This window comes from Rhizobium sp. 18055 (assembly GCF_902706285.1).
Classification (GTDB): domain Bacteria; phylum Pseudomonadota; class Alphaproteobacteria; order Rhizobiales; family Rhizobiaceae; genus Rhizobium.
Genome location: NZ_CACSKD010000001.1, coordinates 160,344 through 180,205 on the forward strand (window position 1 = coordinate 160,344; position 19,862 = coordinate 180,205).

The 19,862-nt window shown below is 61.0% G+C and carries 16 protein-coding genes; 8 read left to right on the forward strand and 8 right to left on the reverse strand.

All coding sequences use genetic code 11. The features are described 5' to 3' along the window. Window positions 1-71 precede the first annotated feature (71 nt). Genes GVL52_RS00785 through GVL52_RS00800 form a run of 4 tightly spaced genes read right to left on the reverse strand, consistent with a single transcriptional unit; the run spans window position 72 to window position 3,699 of the window. Window positions 72-866 carry an amino acid ABC transporter ATP-binding protein gene (locus GVL52_RS00785; protein WP_160003352.1) on the reverse strand — a complete coding sequence of 265 codons (795 nt, stop codon included), beginning with the start codon at window positions 864-866 and terminating at the stop codon, window positions 72-74. Then, window positions 863-1,792: an amino acid ABC transporter permease gene (locus GVL52_RS00790; protein WP_160003353.1), complete on the reverse strand. Its 930-nt coding sequence runs from the start codon at window positions 1,790-1,792 to the stop codon at window positions 863-865. Before GVL52_RS00790 ends, GVL52_RS00785 begins: the two co-directional genes overlap by 4 nt. Further along, entirely contained in the window at window positions 1,789-2,679 is an 891-nt protein-coding gene (locus tag GVL52_RS00795; protein ID WP_160003354.1) for an ABC transporter substrate-binding protein, read from the reverse strand. Before GVL52_RS00795 ends, GVL52_RS00790 begins: the two co-directional genes overlap by 4 nt. A gap of 39 nt (window positions 2,680-2,718) precedes the next feature. Next, on the reverse strand, window positions 2,719-3,699 hold the full coding sequence (locus tag GVL52_RS00800) for a nitrate ABC transporter substrate-binding protein (protein WP_160003355.1): 981 nt from the start codon (window positions 3,697-3,699) through the stop codon (window positions 2,719-2,721). A gap of 101 nt (window positions 3,700-3,800) precedes the next feature. Between GVL52_RS00800 and GVL52_RS00805 the strand changes: the two genes are divergently transcribed. The 7 genes from GVL52_RS00805 to GVL52_RS00835 all read left to right on the forward strand — a co-directional run bounded on the left by GVL52_RS00805 (window position 3,801) and on the right by GVL52_RS00835 (window position 13,861). After that, complete coding sequence (locus GVL52_RS00805; protein WP_160003356.1) at window positions 3,801-5,129, forward strand: PLP-dependent aminotransferase family protein; 1,329 nt, start codon at window positions 3,801-3,803, stop codon at window positions 5,127-5,129. 107 nt (window positions 5,130-5,236) lie between these two features. After that, window positions 5,237-6,070, forward strand: coding sequence for a carbon-nitrogen hydrolase family protein (locus GVL52_RS00810; protein ID WP_160003357.1), 834 nt, complete (start codon window positions 5,237-5,239; stop codon window positions 6,068-6,070). 258 nt (window positions 6,071-6,328) lie between these two features. Then, window positions 6,329-7,612: an extracellular solute-binding protein gene (locus tag GVL52_RS00815; RefSeq protein ID WP_160003964.1), complete on the forward strand. Its 1,284-nt coding sequence runs from the start codon at window positions 6,329-6,331 to the stop codon at window positions 7,610-7,612. An 85-nt stretch (window positions 7,613-7,697) separates the two neighbouring features. Further along, complete coding sequence (locus GVL52_RS00820; protein ID WP_160003358.1) at window positions 7,698-8,630, forward strand: carbohydrate ABC transporter permease; 933 nt, start codon at window positions 7,698-7,700, stop codon at window positions 8,628-8,630. After that, a complete protein-coding gene (locus GVL52_RS00825) occupies window positions 8,627-9,469 on the forward strand; it encodes a carbohydrate ABC transporter permease (RefSeq protein WP_160003359.1) in 843 nt (280 codons plus the stop codon). The genes GVL52_RS00820 and GVL52_RS00825 overlap by 4 nt, the downstream gene beginning before the upstream one ends. A gap of 28 nt (window positions 9,470-9,497) precedes the next feature. Continuing rightward, window positions 9,498-12,518 (forward strand): glycoside hydrolase family 38 C-terminal domain-containing protein, encoded by a 3,021-nt coding sequence (locus tag GVL52_RS00830; RefSeq protein WP_160003360.1) that lies wholly within the window; start codon window positions 9,498-9,500, stop codon window positions 12,516-12,518. Between the two features lie 182 nt (window positions 12,519-12,700). Further along, window positions 12,701-13,861: an ROK family transcriptional regulator gene (locus tag GVL52_RS00835; protein WP_244619082.1), complete on the forward strand. Its 1,161-nt coding sequence runs from the start codon at window positions 12,701-12,703 to the stop codon at window positions 13,859-13,861. A 37-nt stretch (window positions 13,862-13,898) separates the two neighbouring features. Here GVL52_RS00835 and GVL52_RS00840 read toward each other — a convergent pair whose 3' ends face one another. Then, a complete protein-coding gene (locus GVL52_RS00840) occupies window positions 13,899-14,972 on the reverse strand; it encodes an ROK family transcriptional regulator (protein WP_160003362.1) in 1,074 nt (357 codons plus the stop codon). Between the two features lie 443 nt (window positions 14,973-15,415). Between GVL52_RS00840 and GVL52_RS00845 the strand changes: the two genes are divergently transcribed. Next, window positions 15,416-16,558, forward strand: a complete 1,143-nt coding sequence (locus GVL52_RS00845; RefSeq protein WP_160003363.1) for a hypothetical protein — start codon at window positions 15,416-15,418, stop codon at window positions 16,556-16,558. An 87-nt stretch (window positions 16,559-16,645) separates the two neighbouring features. Here GVL52_RS00845 and GVL52_RS00850 read toward each other — a convergent pair whose 3' ends face one another. The 3 genes from GVL52_RS00850 to GVL52_RS00860 all read right to left on the reverse strand — a co-directional run bounded on the left by GVL52_RS00850 (window position 16,646) and on the right by GVL52_RS00860 (window position 19,717). After that, on the reverse strand, window positions 16,646-17,734 hold the full coding sequence (locus tag GVL52_RS00850) for a glycine betaine/L-proline ABC transporter ATP-binding protein (protein WP_160003364.1): 1,089 nt from the start codon (window positions 17,732-17,734) through the stop codon (window positions 16,646-16,648). After that, entirely contained in the window at window positions 17,727-18,614 is an 888-nt protein-coding gene (locus GVL52_RS00855) for a proline/glycine betaine ABC transporter permease (protein ID WP_160003365.1), read from the reverse strand. The genes GVL52_RS00850 and GVL52_RS00855 overlap by 8 nt, the downstream gene beginning before the upstream one ends. Before the next feature lie 101 nt (window positions 18,615-18,715). Then, on the reverse strand, window positions 18,716-19,717 hold the full coding sequence (locus tag GVL52_RS00860) for an ABC transporter substrate-binding protein (protein WP_160003366.1): 1,002 nt from the start codon (window positions 19,715-19,717) through the stop codon (window positions 18,716-18,718). Between the last annotated feature and the right edge of the window lie 145 nt (window positions 19,718-19,862).

The window sequence follows — 19,862 nt, forward strand, 5'->3', positions numbered from 1 at the left end:
GGCCCCGCGCTGGGGCCAGCTGGCTTTTTCAGATCCGATGTGAAAGGCCCGCGCGCGTTGTGCGCGAGACCTCAGAGGAAGCGCGACAGGAAGGCCTGGGTGCGCGGATGTTGCGGATTGCCGATCACATCTTCGGGCTTGCCCTGCTCGATGATGTGGCCGCCATCCATGAACACCACCCTGTCGGCAGCTTCGCGGGCAAAGCCGATCTCGTGGGTGACGACGATCATCGTCAGGCCCTGCTTAGCCAGATCCTTCATCGTCGCCAGCACTTCGCCGACGAGTTCGGGATCGAGCGCCGAGGTCGGTTCGTCGAACAGCATCAGCTTTGGTTTGATCGCCAGGGCGCGGGCAATCGCCACGCGCTGCTGCTGGCCACCGGACAGCTGGCGGGGATAGGCATTGGCCTTCTCCGACAGGCCGACGCGTTCCAGCAGTCGCTTGGCGTTTTCGATTGCAGCCTTGCGGCTTTCGCCATGGACGCCAACCGGCGCCTCGATGATGTTCTGCAGCACCGTCATGTGCGGGTAGAGATTGAACTGCTGAAACACCATGCCGATCTTGCGGCGCTGGCGAGCAATCCCGTTGGCAGAAAGCTTCTCCAGCCGGTCATTACGGAGCTTGTAGCCGATCTGCTCGCCATCCACCTCGATAAATCCCTGCTGGATGGCTTCGAGGTGGTTGATACAGCGCAGGAAGGTGGACTTTCCCGATCCGGATGGACCGAGCACGACCACGACCTCCCCCGGCATGATGTCGAGGTCGATGCCCTTCAGCACTTCGAGCTCGTCGAAGGACTTGTGAACGTTACGGGCCTGCACCAGAGGCTTTGCCGTATCGCCAGTTGCACTGGAAACTGCGGTCAATGGCTTGCCTCCTCTGTGGCGACTGCGACAGGCTTTGCAGCCCCGCCGTTACGACGGTCGCTGCGGCCGTAATAGGCTTCGATATAGCTCTGGCCGATATTCAGCACCGAGGTGATGAGGAGGTACCAGATGACCGCGACCATCAGCATCGGCACGATCTCGAAGGTACGGTTGTAGATCGACTGCACCGAATAGAGCAGATCAGCCATGGCGATGACGCTGACGAGCGAGGTTGCCTTGATCATGCTGATCAGCTGGTTGCCGGTCGGCGGCACGATCGAGCGCATCGCCTGGGGGATGATGATCCGCCGCAAGGCGCGCGCCTTGGTCATCCCGAAAGCCTCGGCTGTTTCCGCCTGACCGCGATCGACGGAAAGCAGGCCGCCACGGATGATTTCCGCCATATAGGCCGCTTCGTTGAGCGCAAGGCCGACGATTGCAGCGGTCATCGGGGTGATCACCGCGTTGGTATCCCAGCTGATCAGCGACGGACCAAACGGGATGGCAATCGACAGCTGCGGAAACAGCGTCGACATGTTGTACCAGAAGATCAACTGCACCAGCAGCGGCGTGCCGCGGAAGAACCAGATGAACAGCGAGGCAAAACCGCTTGCCAGCCGGTCATCGGACATCCGCATGATCGCGATCAGCAGGCCGAGCGCGACGCCGATGATCATGGCGATGACAGTCAAGCCAAGGCTGACGTACAGGCCGCTGATGACGGTCGGGTCGAAGAAATACTGGGCAACGACGGGCCAGCCGAAATTCTCGTTGTTGGCGACGATCCAGACGAAATCGGCAACAAGGATAGCGATGACGACCCAGAGGGCAAGACGACCCGTTCTGAACGGCGCGTGGGCTGTCGCTACGTCGCGGTAGTCTGCACCGCCAGATGGCGGTGCATTGGTTTTGGTGTTGGTGCTCATTTGGGAAGCTGTCCACCGAGGTTGATGCCGGGCGCCTTGATCATGTTGTTCTCGAGGCCCCACTTCTTCATGATCGCGGCATAGGTACCGTTATCGATCAGCACCTTAATCGCATCGACCATGATGGGACCGAGCGGCGAACCCTTCGGCACGACGGCGCCCTGGAATATGTCCTCGAAGCCGTTCTTCTGGCCAACGCCGGTCAGTTCCAGCTGGCCGTTGGCCTGGCTGACGAAATAGGTGAGCGGCGCCTGCGAGGAGAAGAAGGCGTCGGCGCGCTTGGAACGGACGGCGAGGATCGAGCTCGGCTGATCGGTATAGGACTGCACCTCGACTGCATCCTTGCCGTCGGCCTTGCACTTGTCGGACTGGGCCTTGATCACTCGCTCGGCAGAGCCGCCGGCCATGACGGAGATACGCTGACCGCAGGCGGTGTCGAGTGACGTGATACCCTTGGGGTTGCCCTTCTGAGCGGCGAAGACGACGAATTCCTGCACCCAATCGACAAAATCATTGGCGGCTTCGCGATCCTTGTAGTCGCCGACCGGGCCGAAGGCGAACTGGTAGCGGCCGGAGTTGACGCCGGCGAGCAATGCCGGAAGACCGCCGACGGTCTCGTGCTCGATCTTGACGCCGAGCACTTCGCCGAGTGCTTCGGTCAGATCGGCGCTGGCGCCGGTCATGACGGTGCCGGTCACGATCTCGTAGGGAGGGAATGAACCGTTGTTGACCGAGATCATCTTGCCTGACGTCTTGATGGCATCCGGCAGCTTGGCATGCAGGTCTGCGTTGACCGAGAGCTTCGGCAGAGCTGCGTCCTCAGCCATTGCGGCACCCGAGATCATCACGCCTGCCAAGGCAAGGTAGGTCATTTTCTTCAGCGACATGTTCATTCCCCTTTTTGATTGCGGTATTGATAGTCCAGGTTACGCGGCAAGGCCCGTTCGGCTGCCATCGGTATCGAATTCGAAGAGTTCCAGAGGCGAAAGCTGCCGTGGCAGGATGCCCTGCGCATGGAGTTCACCGGCGAAATCGACGATCATCTTGTGGTTTGCGGCAAGCCCACTCGCGTCCCAGCCTTCCGGCAGTTCAAGCGAAGTCTTGAGCAATTCGTCGAACATCCAGGGCGAGGTATCGGCATATTTGCGGCGCTTGCTCAACCAAACACGCTGGGATTCGTCGATGACCTGACTGAGTTCGGAGATGATCCAAGGATTTTCCGCCACGATCTCTGCCTTGATGCCGATGAGGTGCATGCCCGGTACATATCCCACCTCTTCGAAATATCGACGCTCGGCGCCGCGGAAATCGGAAAGAACCTGGCGGAACGGTGAACCATTGGCAAAATAGCCATCCGGCATGAACGGCGTGAAGATGGCGTCGAGCTTGCCTTCCTTCAGCAGATCGATCATCGGCCGTTCACCGGGAGCTGCCTCGATGCGGCCCTCGCGACCGAAGCCATCAAGGCGATCGGTGATCGGGTGCGCTTCGGTGAGGCGCCCGGCATACCACATCGCATCCTCGACATTGACACCTTCGCGGCGAAGAGCGGCACGCGTCCATGTGTTGCCCGAGTCGCGCCAGCCGGTCACGCCGATGCGCTTGCCGGCGAGCTGCGACAGCTCGGTGATCGGGCTGTCCTTCATGGTGATGACGCAACGATGGCGAAAACCGCGCATGATGAAGTTCGGAATGCCGACCACGCTCTTGTCGCCGTCGATGCAAAGCTGCGTATAGCGGCTGAAGGACATTTCGGCGGCATCGCAGGTATCGCTCTTGCCGACATGGGAGACGAGCGTGCCAACGCGCTCGACCTTGATGTCAAGCTTCGACGACGAAACATCGCCGAGAATAAGAGGCGTCATGTAGTCCCAGTCACGCAGGGCAAGACGAAGAGTAATCGGCATTAGCATTCACTCACAATAGTTCTTGTCTGGCCCATGATTAAATGTTCAAATAATACTGATCAAATGTTATTACGTTATTGAACATTAATTTTGGTGGAAAAATGAGCGAAATTCGGGACGCAATCTGGTTTGCTGAAAAAATAACCGATCGGACGATCCGGGGGATTGCCATCGAGACCAGCGCCCTGATCCGCGGCGGCGCGTTGCCCGTCGGCACCAAGCTGCCTGCCATCCGCGATCTCGCCTTTGCGCTCGGCATAAGCCCTGCAACCATCTCCGAAGCCTGGAGCGAGTTGCGGCGCCAGAAGATCATCAGCGGCCGCGGCCGCAACGGCACATGGGTGAGCGGCGATCGCTTCGTCGCAAAACCTGAACGGCTCGCCAGTTCCGGCAACTATGGCGTGGACGTGCTGAACCTGACAGCGGCAGTGCCGGACGTAACCCTGCTTCCAAACCTTACCGAGGCGATGGTCTACGGGGCATCCGCGGAAAACCTGAACAGCTATGAGCGCAGCCGCATCCTGCCGGAACTGGAAGCCGCCGTCCGGGAAACCTGGCCCTACGAGCCTGAAGCGTTTCTCGCGACCAACGGCGGCTACAACGCCGTCTATACGATGATGAACGCGTTGGTGATGCCGGGCGCCGCCGTTGCGATCGAGAATCCAACCGGAATGAGGCTTCTGGATATTCTGGAGGATCGTGGCGCCCGCATCGTTCCGGTCGAATGCGATCATCACGGGCCGTTGCCCTCCTCTCTTGAGGCAGCGATGAAGTACCGGCCCGTAGCCTTCATCTTCCAGCCGCGCGTGCATTCCGTCACCGGCCAAAGTGTCAGCACCGAGCGAATGAGCCGCCTGGCCGAAATCCTTCGAAACACCGATACGCTGATCGTCGAAGACGATGGCATTGCCGATATTGCCGATCAGCCGCGTCAGTCGCTTGGGCATCTCTTTCCCGAGCGGGTCATCCACATTTTCTCTTTTTCGAAGACGCACGGACCGGATCTGCGCCTTGCGGTGCTTTCCAGTTCGCGGGCGATCGTCGAACAGATCCAGTCCTACCGCAGCTTCAGCGCCGGCTGGACAAGTCGCATCCTGCAGGCCGCCGGCGCCTGGCTGATCCGCGATCCGGCAACGCAAGAAATCCTCCAGCGCGCCAAGGCGATTTATGCGCGACGGCGTGGCGACCTCGTGCGGGCGCTGCAGGATCGGAACATCGATGCAGCACACGGCTGCGGCCTGAGCGCCTGGGTTCCGGTGTCATCGGAACCGTTTGCGATGGTCACACTTGCCGCACGCGGGATTGCCGTCCATCCCGGCGCCAAGTTTTCGCTGTTGCCGGGCAACTACCTGCGCGTGGCGACCGCCACACTCTCCGATCGCTGCATCGAGGTCGCGGATTCGATCGCACTGGCGGCCTCTCACGATTGAGGCAGTGAGGGTGACGGCGTTAGCCTCGGACGCACCTTCATTATTCAGGGTTTCAGCCCGCTGCGGATCACGCGACACTGTGAGTCGCGATCACGGGAGGAAGACCAGTGAAGATAGCTGCCACGCAGACCTTTGTTTCTGCTGATATCTCGGCGAATGGCCAGTCAATACGCTCGATGATTTCGCGGGCTGCCGAAGGCGGTGCCCGATTGGTCAGCTTCTGCGAAGGTGCGCTATCCGGCTATTCCAAATTCCAGGTGCTGACGCCGGATGATTGGGCTCGCTTTGACTGGACGGCCCAGGAGATCGAATTGCGAGCGATTGCCGATCTTTGCAAGAGGCAAGGCATTTTCGCGGTTGTCGGCGGAGCGCATCGACTGTCAATTGGCCACCCCCCGCACAACTGCCTCTATGCTCTTGGCGATAAAGGCGATCTCCTGACGCGATATGACAAGCGCTTTCTGTCGAACGCCGAACTCGGCGGCTGGTACACGCCGGGTACGGAACCTGTGACGATCGACGTCGATGGCTACAAGTTCGGCTTCGCGATCTGCATTGAATCACAGTTTCCGGAGGTGTTTTCTGACTATGAGGGGATGGGCGTCGATGCCGTTCTTTTCTCGTCCTACGGCATTCTCGACTATTTTCAGCTCGCGCTGCGGGCGCATGCCGGTCTGAATTGCCTGTGGATCGGTGGATCGACACCAGTGCAGAAGGCGCACAAGGGACCGGCTGGGGTGATCGGACCTGACGGAGAATGGACGGCGCGCTGCGCGCCTGCACAGGAACCGGACTTGGCCATCTCAGAGCTAGACCGGAACGATCCGCACTATATTCCGCTGCAGAAAGCCAGGCCATGGCGCGCCAGAGCACGGCAGGGTGATATTTACCGGGAAAAAATGGTTGTCCATCCGCGAAGCAGCAATAGGACCACCTATTGATAGCTCACATGTCTGCTTGGGAACGCGCCGCCATTTGATGGCTGGGACAGCAGCCGCGCTTTGCCGGCGCTTCTGCGAGATCTCAATAATGTCGTCGTGCCGAGCGTGGATTGCGGATGCTCGGCGACAACCACGCTTGACACAAAAGCAAAGTGACTTAATCTAGTTGGTGGATCGGAGGAAGCTTGTTGTTGTGGAGGCAGCGGCCCGGATGTGATCCTAAATCGGGAGGAATGACTGGTGAGGAACAGGATACTCATGCTCGCCCTGCTGGCGAGTTCGTGCCTTGGAGCGCCCTTGGCCGCGACCGCGCAAGATCTGATCACCGGCGATATCGTCGGCAAGGCGGACGCGCCCAACAAGCTGGTCTTCCGGATGACCACGGATGGCCCTCGCAGCAACGAGCCGGCTTATGCCGAGGGCTACAGCAAGCTTTTCAACGATTTCATCGGCAAGCGCCCGGACTGGCAGATCGAGCTGCAGATGATGTCCGGAGACATCGGGCAGGAACAGGCGCGCATGCTGGAACAGGCGAAGTCGGGCTCGGCGCCGGATTGCGCGGCCGTCGATTCCTTCGTGCTGCCGCTATTCAAGAAGGCAGGCGTCCTACAGTCCTTCTCGCCCTATTTCAGCAAGGAAGAGATCGGTCAGCTGTTTCCGTTCATCCGCGACGGGATCACCGGCACCGATGGCAACATCTATGCATGGTGGTGGTCGACAGACCTGCGTGTGCTCTATCGCAACAAATCGATCGTGCCTGATGCGCCGCAGACCTGGGATGACCTGAAGAAGGCCGCGTTGCATTCTGTCGAGGAGGGCATGGAAGGCGTTCTCTTCAATGGCGGTCGCTATGAAGGCACCACCTTCGACTGGCTGGCGAACTTCTGGGGTCAGGGCGGCAAGCTCGTCGATGACGAGGGCAAGCCGGTGTTCGGCGAAGGCGACAACCGTGAGAAGTTCATCAAGGCGGTGAATTACTATCGTGATCTCGTGGAATCAGGCGCGGCGCCGAAGCGCGTCGCAACGATCGGCAACTACGACGACTTCAACGCTGCGGCCGCAGCCGGCACCACCGCGCTCTTCGTCGGCGGCAACTGGCAGTATGCGCAGCTGAAGACGGCACTCGAGCCGGAGGATTTTGCCAACTGGACCTTCTCGCCGCTCCCCGGCCCGACAGCCGACCAGCGATCGACAGGGACGGGCGGCTGGACGGTTGCCGCCTTCAGCAAGGACGCCGCGAAGGTAAAGGTCTGCGCCGATCTCGCCCGCGAGATCTATATGGGCCCGGCCAATGCGCTGCAGGAACAATTGCCGACCCGCGCCGATCTCTACGACAAGTACCAGGTCTTCTCGACACCTGCGAACAAGACCTTTGCCGAAGCGTTGAAGGTCGGTCAGGCGCGGCCGGGTGCGGCGGTTTATCCTGAAATATCCAATCAGATCCAGGTCATGATGGGCAAGGTTCTGACCGGCACGCAGGCAACCGACGCTGCTGTCGATGAGGCGTTTGCCGCAGCGCTCAGTGCCTTCAAGCGCAGCTGAGGTGACGATGTCTTGGCGCGGGACACGAACCCGCGCCAAGACGCCGACCGCCTGACCTTTCAATGACATATGACCGGACGGATCGATGACCAATCTGAGCATTGCGGCCGAGAGCGCCGAACCGAGCCGCAGACGGATCGCACGGCGGCGGCACCCTTCGCCGGCCCCGTGGCTGCTCCCGCTCATTCTGGTGCTCGGCGTCTTCTATCTTTATCCGCTGCTCGACGTCTTCCGCTTCGCCTTCACCAACATCTCGCTGGTCGGCGGCGAGGAGACATACACGCTGCAAACCATCGTCAACACGCTGTCGAAGCCGGAGCTGCTGCAGATCCTCTGGGTCACCTTCGTCTTCACCGGCTCCAGCGTGGTCGCCCAGCAGATGCTCGGCCTCTTCATCGCCCAGGTGGTGGTGCGCAGCGAGAGCCGCGGCCTGGTCGGCTCGACCATCGTGCGGACCACCGCGTTGATCGCCTGGGTGGTTCCCGGCATCGCCGGCGGCATCATCTGGAAGATGCTGTTCAACGAAGCCCCCTTCGGCGGCCTCAACAGCCTGCTCCGGATGATGGGCTCTCCGCCGGTGCAGTGGCTGTCTGACCCTGACATGGTGATGTGGTCGGTGGTGATCTCCAACGTCTGGCGCGGCACGGCCTTTTCGATGGTGGTCATGTATGCAGCGATCAAGGCGATCGATCCGGAACTCTACGAGGCTGCCGAGATGGATGGCGCCAATGCCTGGCACCGGCTGCGTTACATCACCCTGCCGCAGCTTCGCGCCGCTATTCTGGTCAACATGATCCTGATCACCATCCAGACGCTCAACACCTTCGACGCGATCATCTCGTTGACCGGCGGCGGCCCCGGCAGAGCGACCGAAGTTCTATCGCTTTACACCTTCAACGTCGTGTTCAGGAACTACGATCTGGCCGCCGGTTCGGTGCTGTCGATCCTGATGCTGGTCATCAGTCTCAGCCTGGCGCTTGTATATGCCCGCTTCCTGCCAAAGGGAGAACCGGCATGAGACATTCGCGACAGGATCGCATCGGCGATCTCTTCAGCTACCTCTTCCTGTTCGTGACGTTCGTGTTCTTCGCCTGGCCGCTGCTGTGGCTGTTGTCGCTGGCACTCAGGACCCGCAAGGAGGTTTTCCTCGGCGTCTCGCGGCTGATCCCGAAGGCGCCGACGCTGGAGAATTTCGCCACCATCCTTTCCTCCGACAAGTTCGCCGGATACCTCTGGAACGCGCTGATCCTATCGACCTCGAGCGCCATAGGCTGCCTGATCGTCGCCTTACCGGCAGCCTATGCTTTTTCGCGCTTTCCGTTTCGCGGCAAGGGTCCATGGATGATGGTGCTGCTCGCCTTCCAGATGATCTCGCCACTTGTCATCATGGTGCCGCTCTACCGCTATATGGCGAAGATAGGTCTCACCGACAGCCATTTCGGGGCAACGATGGTCTATATCGCGCTTGCCGTGCCGATGGTCACCTGGATTCTCAAGGGCTTCATCGACGGCATACCCCGCAGCCTCGACGAGGCAGCGCTGATCGACGGGTGCAGCCATTTTGCCGTCTTCTGGCGGATCATCCTGCCTCTGTCGACGCAGGGGATCGCGTCCGCCTTCATCATCTCGGTGATCGCCGGCTGGTCGCAGTTCCTCGTTCCGTTCCTGCTGATCAGCAAGGAGTCCCTGACGCCGATCGGCGTCGGGATATTCCAGTATGCCGGCACCCAGAACGACTCGTCCATCCAGCTTCTGGCCGCTGCCTGCCTCGTCTCCGTGGTCCCCGCCATCGTCGCCTTTCTCTCGCTCCAACGGCTCATCCTCGGCGCCATGACGGCTGGCGCCGTCAAGGGCTGATGTCTTTTACAAACCTCAGGATATGAACATGACGCTTACCCTTCCCCAACGCCTCGACCGCATCCGCGTCCGCATGTCGGAGCTGGAATACTGGCGCTCACGCGAAACCATGCAGATCGACGGCTGGACCTTCGAAGGCGAGCCGATCGCCCTCGGCGCTTCGTGGCCACGCAAGGACGGAACCGTGCATTTCTCCGGTACCGCCCAACTGCCGGAACATTGGCCGATCGAGGAAGCGCGCCTGACGCTCGATCTCGGCGGTGAAAGCCTGATCACCCTCACAGATGACGCCGGCAAGGAGACGAGGCTTGGCCTCGACCCCTACCACCGCGAATTCCGTGTCACCTCGCGCCGGATCAAGATCTCGTCGGAGACCGTGGCACGCCTGCCATTCGGCGAGCCGGTGCGCGCACCCCGTCTGGAACGCGCCGCCGTCATCTGGCTCGATGGTGCCGTCGATCAGCTCTGGTTGCTGCTGCGCCAGATCTGCGAGGCTGTCGATATCCTCGAAGGTCACGAAGTCATCCCGCATCTGCTGGATATTGCCGAAGCGGCGATGCGCGGCCTCGATTGGCCATCCTCGACATCGGCCTACATCGCCCGCACGGCACCATCGCCGGGCCAGCAGAAGATCTGGCAACTGCCGGAACTGGACGCCTCGCCTGAGGGGCTTAATCAGGGCCAGCGGGCGAGCGTGATCGCCGCATACGACACGCTGATCGGGCAGTTGAAGCATCTGCGCGAGCGTTTCCCGCCACAGGGCGAGATCGCGTTGACCGGCCACGCCCATATCGACCTTGCCTGGCTCTGGCCCTATGGCGAAACCCGCCGCAAGATGCGCCGCACCTTCCACACGGCACTTTCGCTGATGGAGCAGTCCTCCGACTTCCGCTTCAACCAGTCGACTGCGCATTATTACGCGCAGATCGCCGAGGACGATCCCGCCCTTTTGGAACGCATCGTCGAGCGGGTGAAGGCCGGGCAGTGGGAAACGCTTGGTGGCATGTGGGTCGAGCCCGATACCAACATGCCGACGGGCGAAAGCCTGAGCCGGCAGATCCTCTACGGCCAGCGCTATTTCGAAAAGACGTTTGGCGTACGCCACACCGTCTGCTGGCTGCCCGATTGCTTCGGCTTCTCCGGCGCCCTGCCCCAGCTGCTGCGCCAGGGCGGCATGAAGAGCTTCTTCACGATCAAGGTGAACTGGTCGGAGACCAACAAATTCCCGGCCGATCTTTTCTGGTGGGAAGGTCTCGATGGCAGCCGGGTGCTGACACACACCTTCGACAACCCGATGCATGGTTATAACGGCTTCGTGCAGCCGGATTGCTTTGTACCGACATGGCGGAACTTCAAGCAGAAGGACAAGCACGAGACGACGTTGCTGGCCGTCGGCTATGGCGACGGCGGCGGTGGCGTGACGCCTGAAATGATCGCCCGCGAGAAACAGCTGCGGAACTTCCCGGCGCTGCCCGAGGCGCGGTGGACCAAGGTGCATGATTTCTTCGAAGGCGCGCATGGCAGTGCGGCGAAGAAGGATCTGACCGTCTGGCAGGGCGAAATCTATCTCGAACTGCACCGCGCTACGCTGACCAGCCAGAGTGTGATCAAGCGCCTGCATCGCAAGGCCGAGCGCAGCCTGATCACCGCCGAAACGCTGGCCGGTCTCGCCCACCTGCTCGGCGGCAAGCAGCCGGCATCGATGGAGCCGGAGTGGCGCGTGGTGCTGAAGAACGAGTTCCACGACATTCTCCCCGGATCGTCGATCGCCGAGGTCTATGAGGATGCAGCCAACGAACTGGACGCTGTGATCGCTGACGGACAGGCGGCGCAGACGCAGGCGATGGCCGAGATAGCAAGACAGCTGCCGGCGGGCACCGGCAACAATATCCTGGTGGTCAACCCTTCGCTTGCACAACGGCCGATCAGCCTGAAGCTTGCAGATGGAAGCATCGTGTCGTCGGAAAGAACCATTGCGCCGCTTGGCGTCGCGGTTCTTGAGTTCAGCAAGCTGCTACCAAAGCCGGGTCTCTCAGCGGGCAGCAATCATCTCGAGAACGCCACCCTGAGAGTGACACTGGCCAGAGACGGCTCCATCGCCAGCATTCTGCACAAGCCAAGTGGCCGCGAGGCACTCGATGGCGCCGGCAACCGCCTGTTCGTCTATCCGGCCGACAAGCCGCGCAACTGGGATGCCTGGGACGTCGAAGAGGATTACGCGGCCCGCGGCGAAGAGATTACCGCCATCGACAGCATGGAGCTGATCGAAAACACCCCGCATCGCGCCGCCATCAGGATCGTCCGCACCTGGCGTCACTCACGGATCACCCAGGTGCTGTCGCTCACCGCCAATGCCCGCCGCCTGGATATCCAGACGGCGCTCGACTGGCACGACCGCCGTGCTTTCCTGCGCACGCTGACCACGGTTGCGGTGCGCAATCCGCGCGCCACCTGCGAATGCGCCTATGGTGTGGTCGAGCGTCCGACCCATTCCAATACCTCCTGGGATGCGGCTATGTTCGAGGCGCCGGCGCACCGCTTTGCCGATCTGTCGGAGCCCGGCTTCGGCGTGGCGATCCTCAACGACGCCAAGTACGGCCACAGCGTCCGCGGCAACGTGCTCGGCCTGTCGCTGCTGCGCTCGCCGGTCTATCCGGACCCGCTGGCCGACGAAGGGCTGCAGAGCTTCACCTACTCGCTGATGCCACATGAAGGCTCATGGTACGAGGGTGGCGTTCGCGAAGAGGCGGAAGATCTCAACCAGCCGCTGGTCACGCTTCCGGTCTCTGATCGCGCCGTTGGCGCGTGGCAGCCGCTCTCAGCCGCCGGGATCGACGCCGCGCTCTCAGTGATCAAACCCTGTGAGGATGGCGAGGGCCTGATCGTCCGCGTCTACGAACCGGCGGGACGGCGTGGCAGCTTCGGGCTGATCTTGCCGAAGCTATGGCGCAACGACGGGACCGTCAGCATTCTCGAGGAATCGATGAGCGAGGTTCCGGTCGAAGGCCTGATGCCGTTCCAGGTCAAGAGCTGGCGAATTTCGCGCTAGTCCCTCCCCGCAACTCATCGAAGAGCCCAGCGTTGTCACGCCGGGCTCTTTTCGTATCCAAGCCAATCACTTAGTGTCATTGGCTCCGGCTAATGGACCGCGGGCGAAGGCGCCATCAGAGGAGAACGGACGTGCTGGCATCGGGCTCGAACCCTGAGCAGGCGGCAGCGGCCAACCGGGCGATGATCCTCAGCGCGATCCATCGCGGCGGGCCGATTTCGCGCACCGAACTGGCGGAACGCTCGCGGCTGACCAAGCAGGCCGTGACCCGGATCGTCGAGCGTCTGCTCGACGAGGGGCTGGTGATGGAGGCGCGGCGGCGCCATGGGTTGAGAGGCCAGCCGGCCATCGAACTGGAGATCGATCCGGAGGGGGTGTTTTCAATCGGCGCCAATATCGACCGCGATCACCTGACGATCGTCGCCGTCGATGCCGTTGGCACCGTTCGCGGGCGCATTCATCACGAAGCGAGGTTTCTGCTACCGGAGGACTTCGTGGCGCTGATGGCAGATGCACTCTCTTCCTTCCGACGCAGGAGGATCATCCAGGAAAGCCGGCTGGCAGGGATAGGCCTCGCCATTCCTGATTGGCTTGGCGAGGTTCAGGTGATCGGCTTTCCGCCGGAGTACCGGCAGTGGAATGGCTATGATGTGCGACGCGCCCTCGAGGCGATCTCCGATCATCCGGTCTTCATCGACAATGACGCAAATGCGGCCGCTCTCGGCGAGATCGAGTACGGGCTTGGCACGGAGATCGGCAGCTTCTTCTATATCCTCGCCAATGCCTGCCTGGGCGGCAGCCTTGTCATCGACGGCATCCGCCACAAGGGCGCCAGCGGCATTGGCGGAGAAATCGGCTGGTTGCCTGTGGTTTTCGATGACGGGCCGTTTGCCGGCAGCACCCAGCCGCTCGGCGAGATGTTCTCGCTGTTCATCCTGCTCGACCATCTCAGGCGCAATGGCATCCATGCTGCAACGCCGGCCGACCTTCTTACCCTTGATGGCCCCGGGCGCGAAATCGTCAGCGCCTGGCTGCGCAAGGTCAGCGTCAAGATCGCCCAGGCGATCGTCCACATCGGGATGATCGTCGATCCGGAAGGCGTGCTGATCGGTGGCCGCTTCCCGGTTCGTCTGATCGACGAACTGCTCGTCTATGTCCATGAGGAAATCGGTCGCCTCGGAGCAAAGGCGCCGTCGCTGCACCGGGCCGCAGGCTCGGAAGACGCCGCAGCACTGGGGGCCGCGGCAATCCCGCTGGCCCACCGTCTCGGCCTGCCATCGGCAGAACCGGCTCAGCGGTTTCGCAACCCGATCGGCAGCCCTCTGGAAAGCGGCACAACGTGACCCTGGGAAGTGCCAAGCCGGACTGCACGCTCGGCAGTCACACTGGAAACAGCGTCTCGTTGAATGGTCGCAGGGCTGCGCCCAGAACCACGCCGGTCTTTGGATGCGTCGCCGGTTGCACGGCCGGGATCCAGGGCGCGATCACCAAGTTGCGGATTTTCTCGTCGCGTTCCTGCGACATGCGCGCGATCACCGCAGCCAGAATATCATCCGGCAACGAGCCGGCGATCAGAATGGCTCCCGGCGCGATGAAGCCGGAGATCGCCAGAACGGCTTCGTGAAGATGACGGGCTGCGACCGCGACCCATGCGTCTGGGGACACGTCGCCGCTGGCGAGATACCGTTCGAGCGATGGCAACGTGGCGACGTCGTTCAGACTGGCGCCATCGATACCCGATCGCATCTCACCGATCTGGCCGGCAAGCCCGTGAATACCGCGAAACGGTCGGCCGCCGATGAGCAATCCGGCGCGGATAGTGTTGTCGATCAGGATCGTGACCAGACCGCCTTCCGGATCGCCGATGCCGAGCACCCGTTCGGCGCTGATGGCGGCCTCACTGTCATCAAGCAGGTAGAGCGGGGCAACCAACGTCCCGATGATATCCGTGAGCGCGGTGCGATCGACGGGCGCATCCGGCGACAAAGCGATGCCGCAGCCGTGCAATTTGCCCGATATGCGACGTCTGACATCTTCCACCGCATCAGCGATATCATCCATTCCCGTGAATCTGGCTTGCCCGACGACCGTGCAGGACAGATCGATTGCGATGATCTCCCCGCCATCGGCACCGACACGAAGCCCCATCGAGAATGCGGCGCCGGGACAGAGCGCGAATTCGACGGCGGCGTAACGGGTCGCGGTGGCCCGCTTGCTGCCCGCAACCAATCCCGCATCTGCCAACCGCTGCACGATGCCGGTAATGGCCGGCTCGGTCAGTCCGAGATGTCTGGAGAGTTCCTGGCGAGTGAGAGGGCCAAAGCGCCGCAACAACCCCAACGTCGTGCGTGAATTGTGATCGGCAATATCGACAGGGCTGATCCCGGAACGGCCATCCGCAGGATTGCGCGGCTTCGATGAGCCGGAGATCGAAAGCCGCCGTGCCGTTTTCAATCACGAAATCCCTGAAGCAGGTTGATGGCGCAGCTCATCGGCGTTGTCCCTCTGCGTGTGCATTTTCAGCCGGCTGCAGGTATCGCGCAATTTTCGCGAGGCATCAAGGAAGGCCGTCATCCATAAGCTGCACAGAGTTCGAAAATTCGTCGAGCATCTCACAGCAAGCGCCTGTTTTCACCGCAAACATCGATCGCAGGCCTTGTTCTTTACACAGTCTCTTCATAGATGAGCGTTGAAACGGAACCTGTCATTTTCAGGTTTTTTGTTTTCCAACTCCCGTCGTTGGATCGACACCCACCCGAGCAGGATGTCAGTGGTCTACTTCCCACTGCCGTCCGTAGAAACCACGCGTCCCACCAATTGTTGGTCCGCCAGCGCATTATGATTTCTTCTTCCGTCAAGGTCCGCATACATTGAATGAACAGACTGCAGCCAATCCCGTGGAAAGACGCGTCGTTCTGCACTTCCCGGGATTCGAGCCGCTCGATCCGAAAGCGCATCACGCGCGCTACACGAGGTCGGCGAACCAGAGCGCCAAGGTATGGGGCGTGAATATTGACGTTGGCGGGCTTCGTGATTGTTATGCCGGCTCTTATTTCGACGTCAATTGTCGTGCCGCGGCCGGCAAAACGTCAAGTCGCGTTTTCGTCTACGACCACAATCAGCTTGTTCACAGGTTCACCGACAAGAGCTTGGTCCGGCGTTTGGCATCGGGCTTCGCAAGCGCTGGAAGCGTCATCGTGCAGGGCGGCCTTTTCGGCTATTTCAGGCATGCCTGGCGGTTTGGCCTGTTTTTCTTGTTTCCGTTCGCGCTCGTTCTGCTGGCGCTTGCCGCCAGTGCGTTGATTGCAGCCATTCCCTACGTCTTCGAGCTTCAACGCTGGCACTTCCTGTGGAGCGTGCTTCTCGCGATCGTGTTCTTTCATTCGTTCTTCCTGCCCTTCTCCCGCCGGCTGCATACGCTGCATCTGTTCGCCGATTGGGAACTCGCGGTGGCGCTGGCCAGGCTCGTTGATCCGGACGTCCTGCAATGGCTTGATCGCTGCAAAGATAGCGTTCGCGAAGCGCTCCGCGAGGATGCAGATGAGTATCTGATCACCTCGCACAGCATGGGTTCAAGCGTTGCTGCCCATGTCGTCGGCATGCTGCTTGAGGAGGAACCTGACATCCTGGACGGCAAGCGCGTGGTGTTCGTGACCCTCGGGGGTGCCATTCTGCAGTGTGCACTGCTGCGATCGGCCACAAGCCTGCGGGCAAGGGTCCGCACCATCGCGCAGGCCAAAGAGGTGTTTTTTCTGGAGATCCACTGTCTGACGGACGTGATCCATTTCTACAAATCGCGTGTCGTTGCCCTCTCCGGGCATCCGGATGCGCCGCAGGCATCGATCGCCACGATCCGCATGCGCCATATGCTGACCAAAGAACACTATCGCAAGATCCGGCGCGATTTCCTGCGCGTGCATCGGCAATACGTGCTTGGCTCGGACATGCGCGCGGCATTCGACTTTACGCTGATAACGGCAGGCCCGCTTCCGGCGGCATCCTTCGCAACCTTCACGCAAGACAATATCGCGCAGGTCTAAGCAGTTATCCTGAAACGAAAAACGCCCGGTCGAACACTTTGTTCAGCCGGGCGTCTTGTGCAATTCGATGCGTGGTTGAAGCAGACGTCAGTCTATCGCCGACAGCGCCTCCGCAACCACCGCCGGTGATATCTCGCCCGGTATGTGCTGATCTTCGCCGACGAGGCACCTGATCAACCCGTCCATGCTGACGCTACCGACCTCGTGCCCTTCGCCGGAGACGACGACGGCCGTAGCGGCGTTGGCGACTGACATTTCCCGTAGCGCGGCCTCAACCGTCGTCCCGGCCGGGATGCGAACCGCCTGTCTGGCCGAGGTTGCTGCCGGTGGGCTCATGATCGCCTCGACCTGGATCACCCGGGCGCGGTTCACTTCCTTGACGAAGGCGGTGATATAGTCGTCGGCGGGTCTGAGCACGATGTCGGCAGGGGTGCCCTGCTGGATCACCTCACCGTCCCTCAGGATGGCGATCCGGTCTCCAAGCCTGAGCGCTTCGTCGAGATCATGGGTGATGAACACGACGGTCTTCTTCAGCTCCTGTTGCAGATCAAGCAGAACCGTCTGCATATCGACGCGGATCAGTGGATCGAGCGCCGAGTAGGCTTCGTCCATCAACAGGATTTCAGCATCGTTGGTGAGTGCCCGGGCCAGCCCGACGCGCTGCTGCATGCCGCCCGACAGCTGGTTGGGATAGTGTGCGGCAAACCCGTCGAGCCCGACGCGCTTGATCCAGTGCTGTGCCCGCTCCTCGCGTTCGCCCTTCGCCACGCCCTGGATCTCCAGGCCGTAGACCGCATTCTGCAGCACGTTGCGATGCGGCAGCAGGCCGAACTTCTGGAAGACCATCGCGGTCTTCTTCTGACGAAACTGTCGAAGCTGCTCCTGATCCATGCGGCAGACGTCCGCATCCCCATAAAGCACTTCGCCCGATGTCGGATCGATCAGGCGGTTGATATGCCGGATCAGCGTCGATTTGCCGGAGCCGGAGAGACCCATGATGACGGTAATGCCACCACCCGGGATGGTGATGTTGATGTCTTTCAGACCGAGAACGTGGCCGTGTTCCCGGTTCAGTTCGGTCTTCGTCATGCCCTTCATAACGGGTTCGACGAAATCGCGCCCACGTGGTCCGAAGATCTTGTAGAGGCTGCGTATCCTGATCGACTGACTACCCATGGACCACCTCCCGGTGCTTCTGCAGACGCAGACCGTAAGCCTGGCTGATGCGGTCGAAGATGATGGCGATGCCGACGATGGCGAGACCGTTGAAGACGCCGAGGGTGAAATACTGGTTGGCGATGGCCTTCAGCACCGGCTGACCGAGGCCCTGCACGCCGATCATCGAGGCGATTACCACCATGGCCAGCGCCATCATGATCGTCTGGTTGATACCGGCCATGATTGTCGGCAAGGCGAGCGGAAGCTGGACGTTGCGCAGCTTCTGCCAGCTGGATGAACCGAAAGCATCGGCAGCCTCCAGGACGTCACGATCGACCATGCGGATACCGAGATTGGTGAGCCGTATCATCGGCGGCAGGGCGTAGATGACGACAGCGATCACACCCGGCACGCGGCCGATGCCGAGCAGCATGACGACCGGAATGAGATAGACGAAGCTCGGCATTGTCTGCATCACGTCAAGGATGGGATTGACGATTTTCTGCATGCGGTCCGAGCGCGACATGGCGATGCCGATCGGAAGGCCGACCGCAATCGACAGGACGGTGCAGACGAAGATCATCGACACGGTCTTCATCGTGTCTTCCCACATGTCGAAATAGCCGATCAGAAGCAGCGTCACGATACAGCCGACCACGATGCGCCAGCTGCGTGTCGCCAGCCAGGCAATCGCACCGATGATGGCGATGACCAGTGGCCAGGGCATGCCGGTCATCAGGCGCTCGGCCCAGATTAGAAAGCTCTGCAGCGGGCTGAACAGCGTTTCGATGCTGCTGCCATAGCCGCGGGTGAAGGTACGAAAGCCTTCGTCTACGCTCTTTTTCAAGGCGCGCAGCATATCCTCGTCCATCGACGGAAATTTCCAGAGCCAATCCATGTCAGTTCCCCATGACAAAATCGGCGGCGGCCGTGATTATTGTTTGGCCGTCACGCCGGAGCGGTTGCGGGCGGCATGACCGCCCGCTGTCGATGTGGCCGTTACAGCGATGCCTTGATCTTCTCGGCAACCTCAGGCGAAACCCATGTGGTCCACAGGTCCGCATTGTTCTTCAGGAAGTACTTGGCACCCTCTTCGCCGCTGGCCTGGTTGTCGGACATCCAGGCAATCAGCTTGTTGACGGTGTCGTTGGTCCAGGCGCGCTTGTTGAGATAGCCAACTACCTCGGGGCCTGCACGATCGGCAAAGCTCTTGGTGACAAGCGTCTCGACATTGTCGGCCGGCCAGGCGTTTTCCTTCGGATCGGCGCAATCGGCCACCGACGTGCAACGCTTCCACTCCTCAGCATTGTATTCGGCACCGTAGCCGAGTTTCACCATCTGATACTTGCCGAGAAGGGCAGTCGGTGCCCAGTAGTAGCCGACCCATGGCTGCTTGGCTTCATAGGCCTTGGCAATCGAGCCGTCGAGGCCGGCTGCGGAGCCGGTATCAACAAGCGTGAAGCCGGCCTTTTCGCCACCATAGGCCTTGAAGAGCTGCGCGGTCACGACGGTGCCGCCCCAGCCCTGCGGGCCATTAAACACGGCGCCCTTGCTCTTGTCTTCAGGTGCGGGGAACAGTTCGGGATGCTTCAGCAGATCAGGGATCGTCTTGACGTCCGGGTGGGCGTCCGCGAGGTACTTCGGGATCCACCAGCCCTGGATAGCGCCGTCGGACAAGATCTTCGCAGCCTTGATGAACTTGCCGTCGGTGAGGCCACGGTTGACGATTTCAGGCTGAAGGCTGACCCAGGCCTCCGGTGCGATGTCGGGCTGGCCTTTTTCAGCCATTGAGGTCAGGGTCGGGACGGTATCGCCGACAATGAGTTCGGCCTTGCAGCCGTAACCTGCCTCAAGGATGAGCTTGTCGATGTTCGCCGCCACTTCAGCGGACTGCCAGTTCATGTTGGCGATGGTGACATCGCCACACTCGGCGGCAGATGCAGCGCCGCCGAGGCCAAGCAGGCCGGCAGCAAGAACGGTGGAAGCCAAAAGCATTTTCATTTTCTTGTTCCCTCTGGTCGCGGTGCAACGTGAACCCGGGCGCTGACGGCACCGCGTCCGCCAGCCCCAGCATTGAGCCGTCATTGGTCCTGTCAGCGCCATTCCGATTGCGTCAGAAAATGGCGCATTGGAGCTTTCTTTCAAT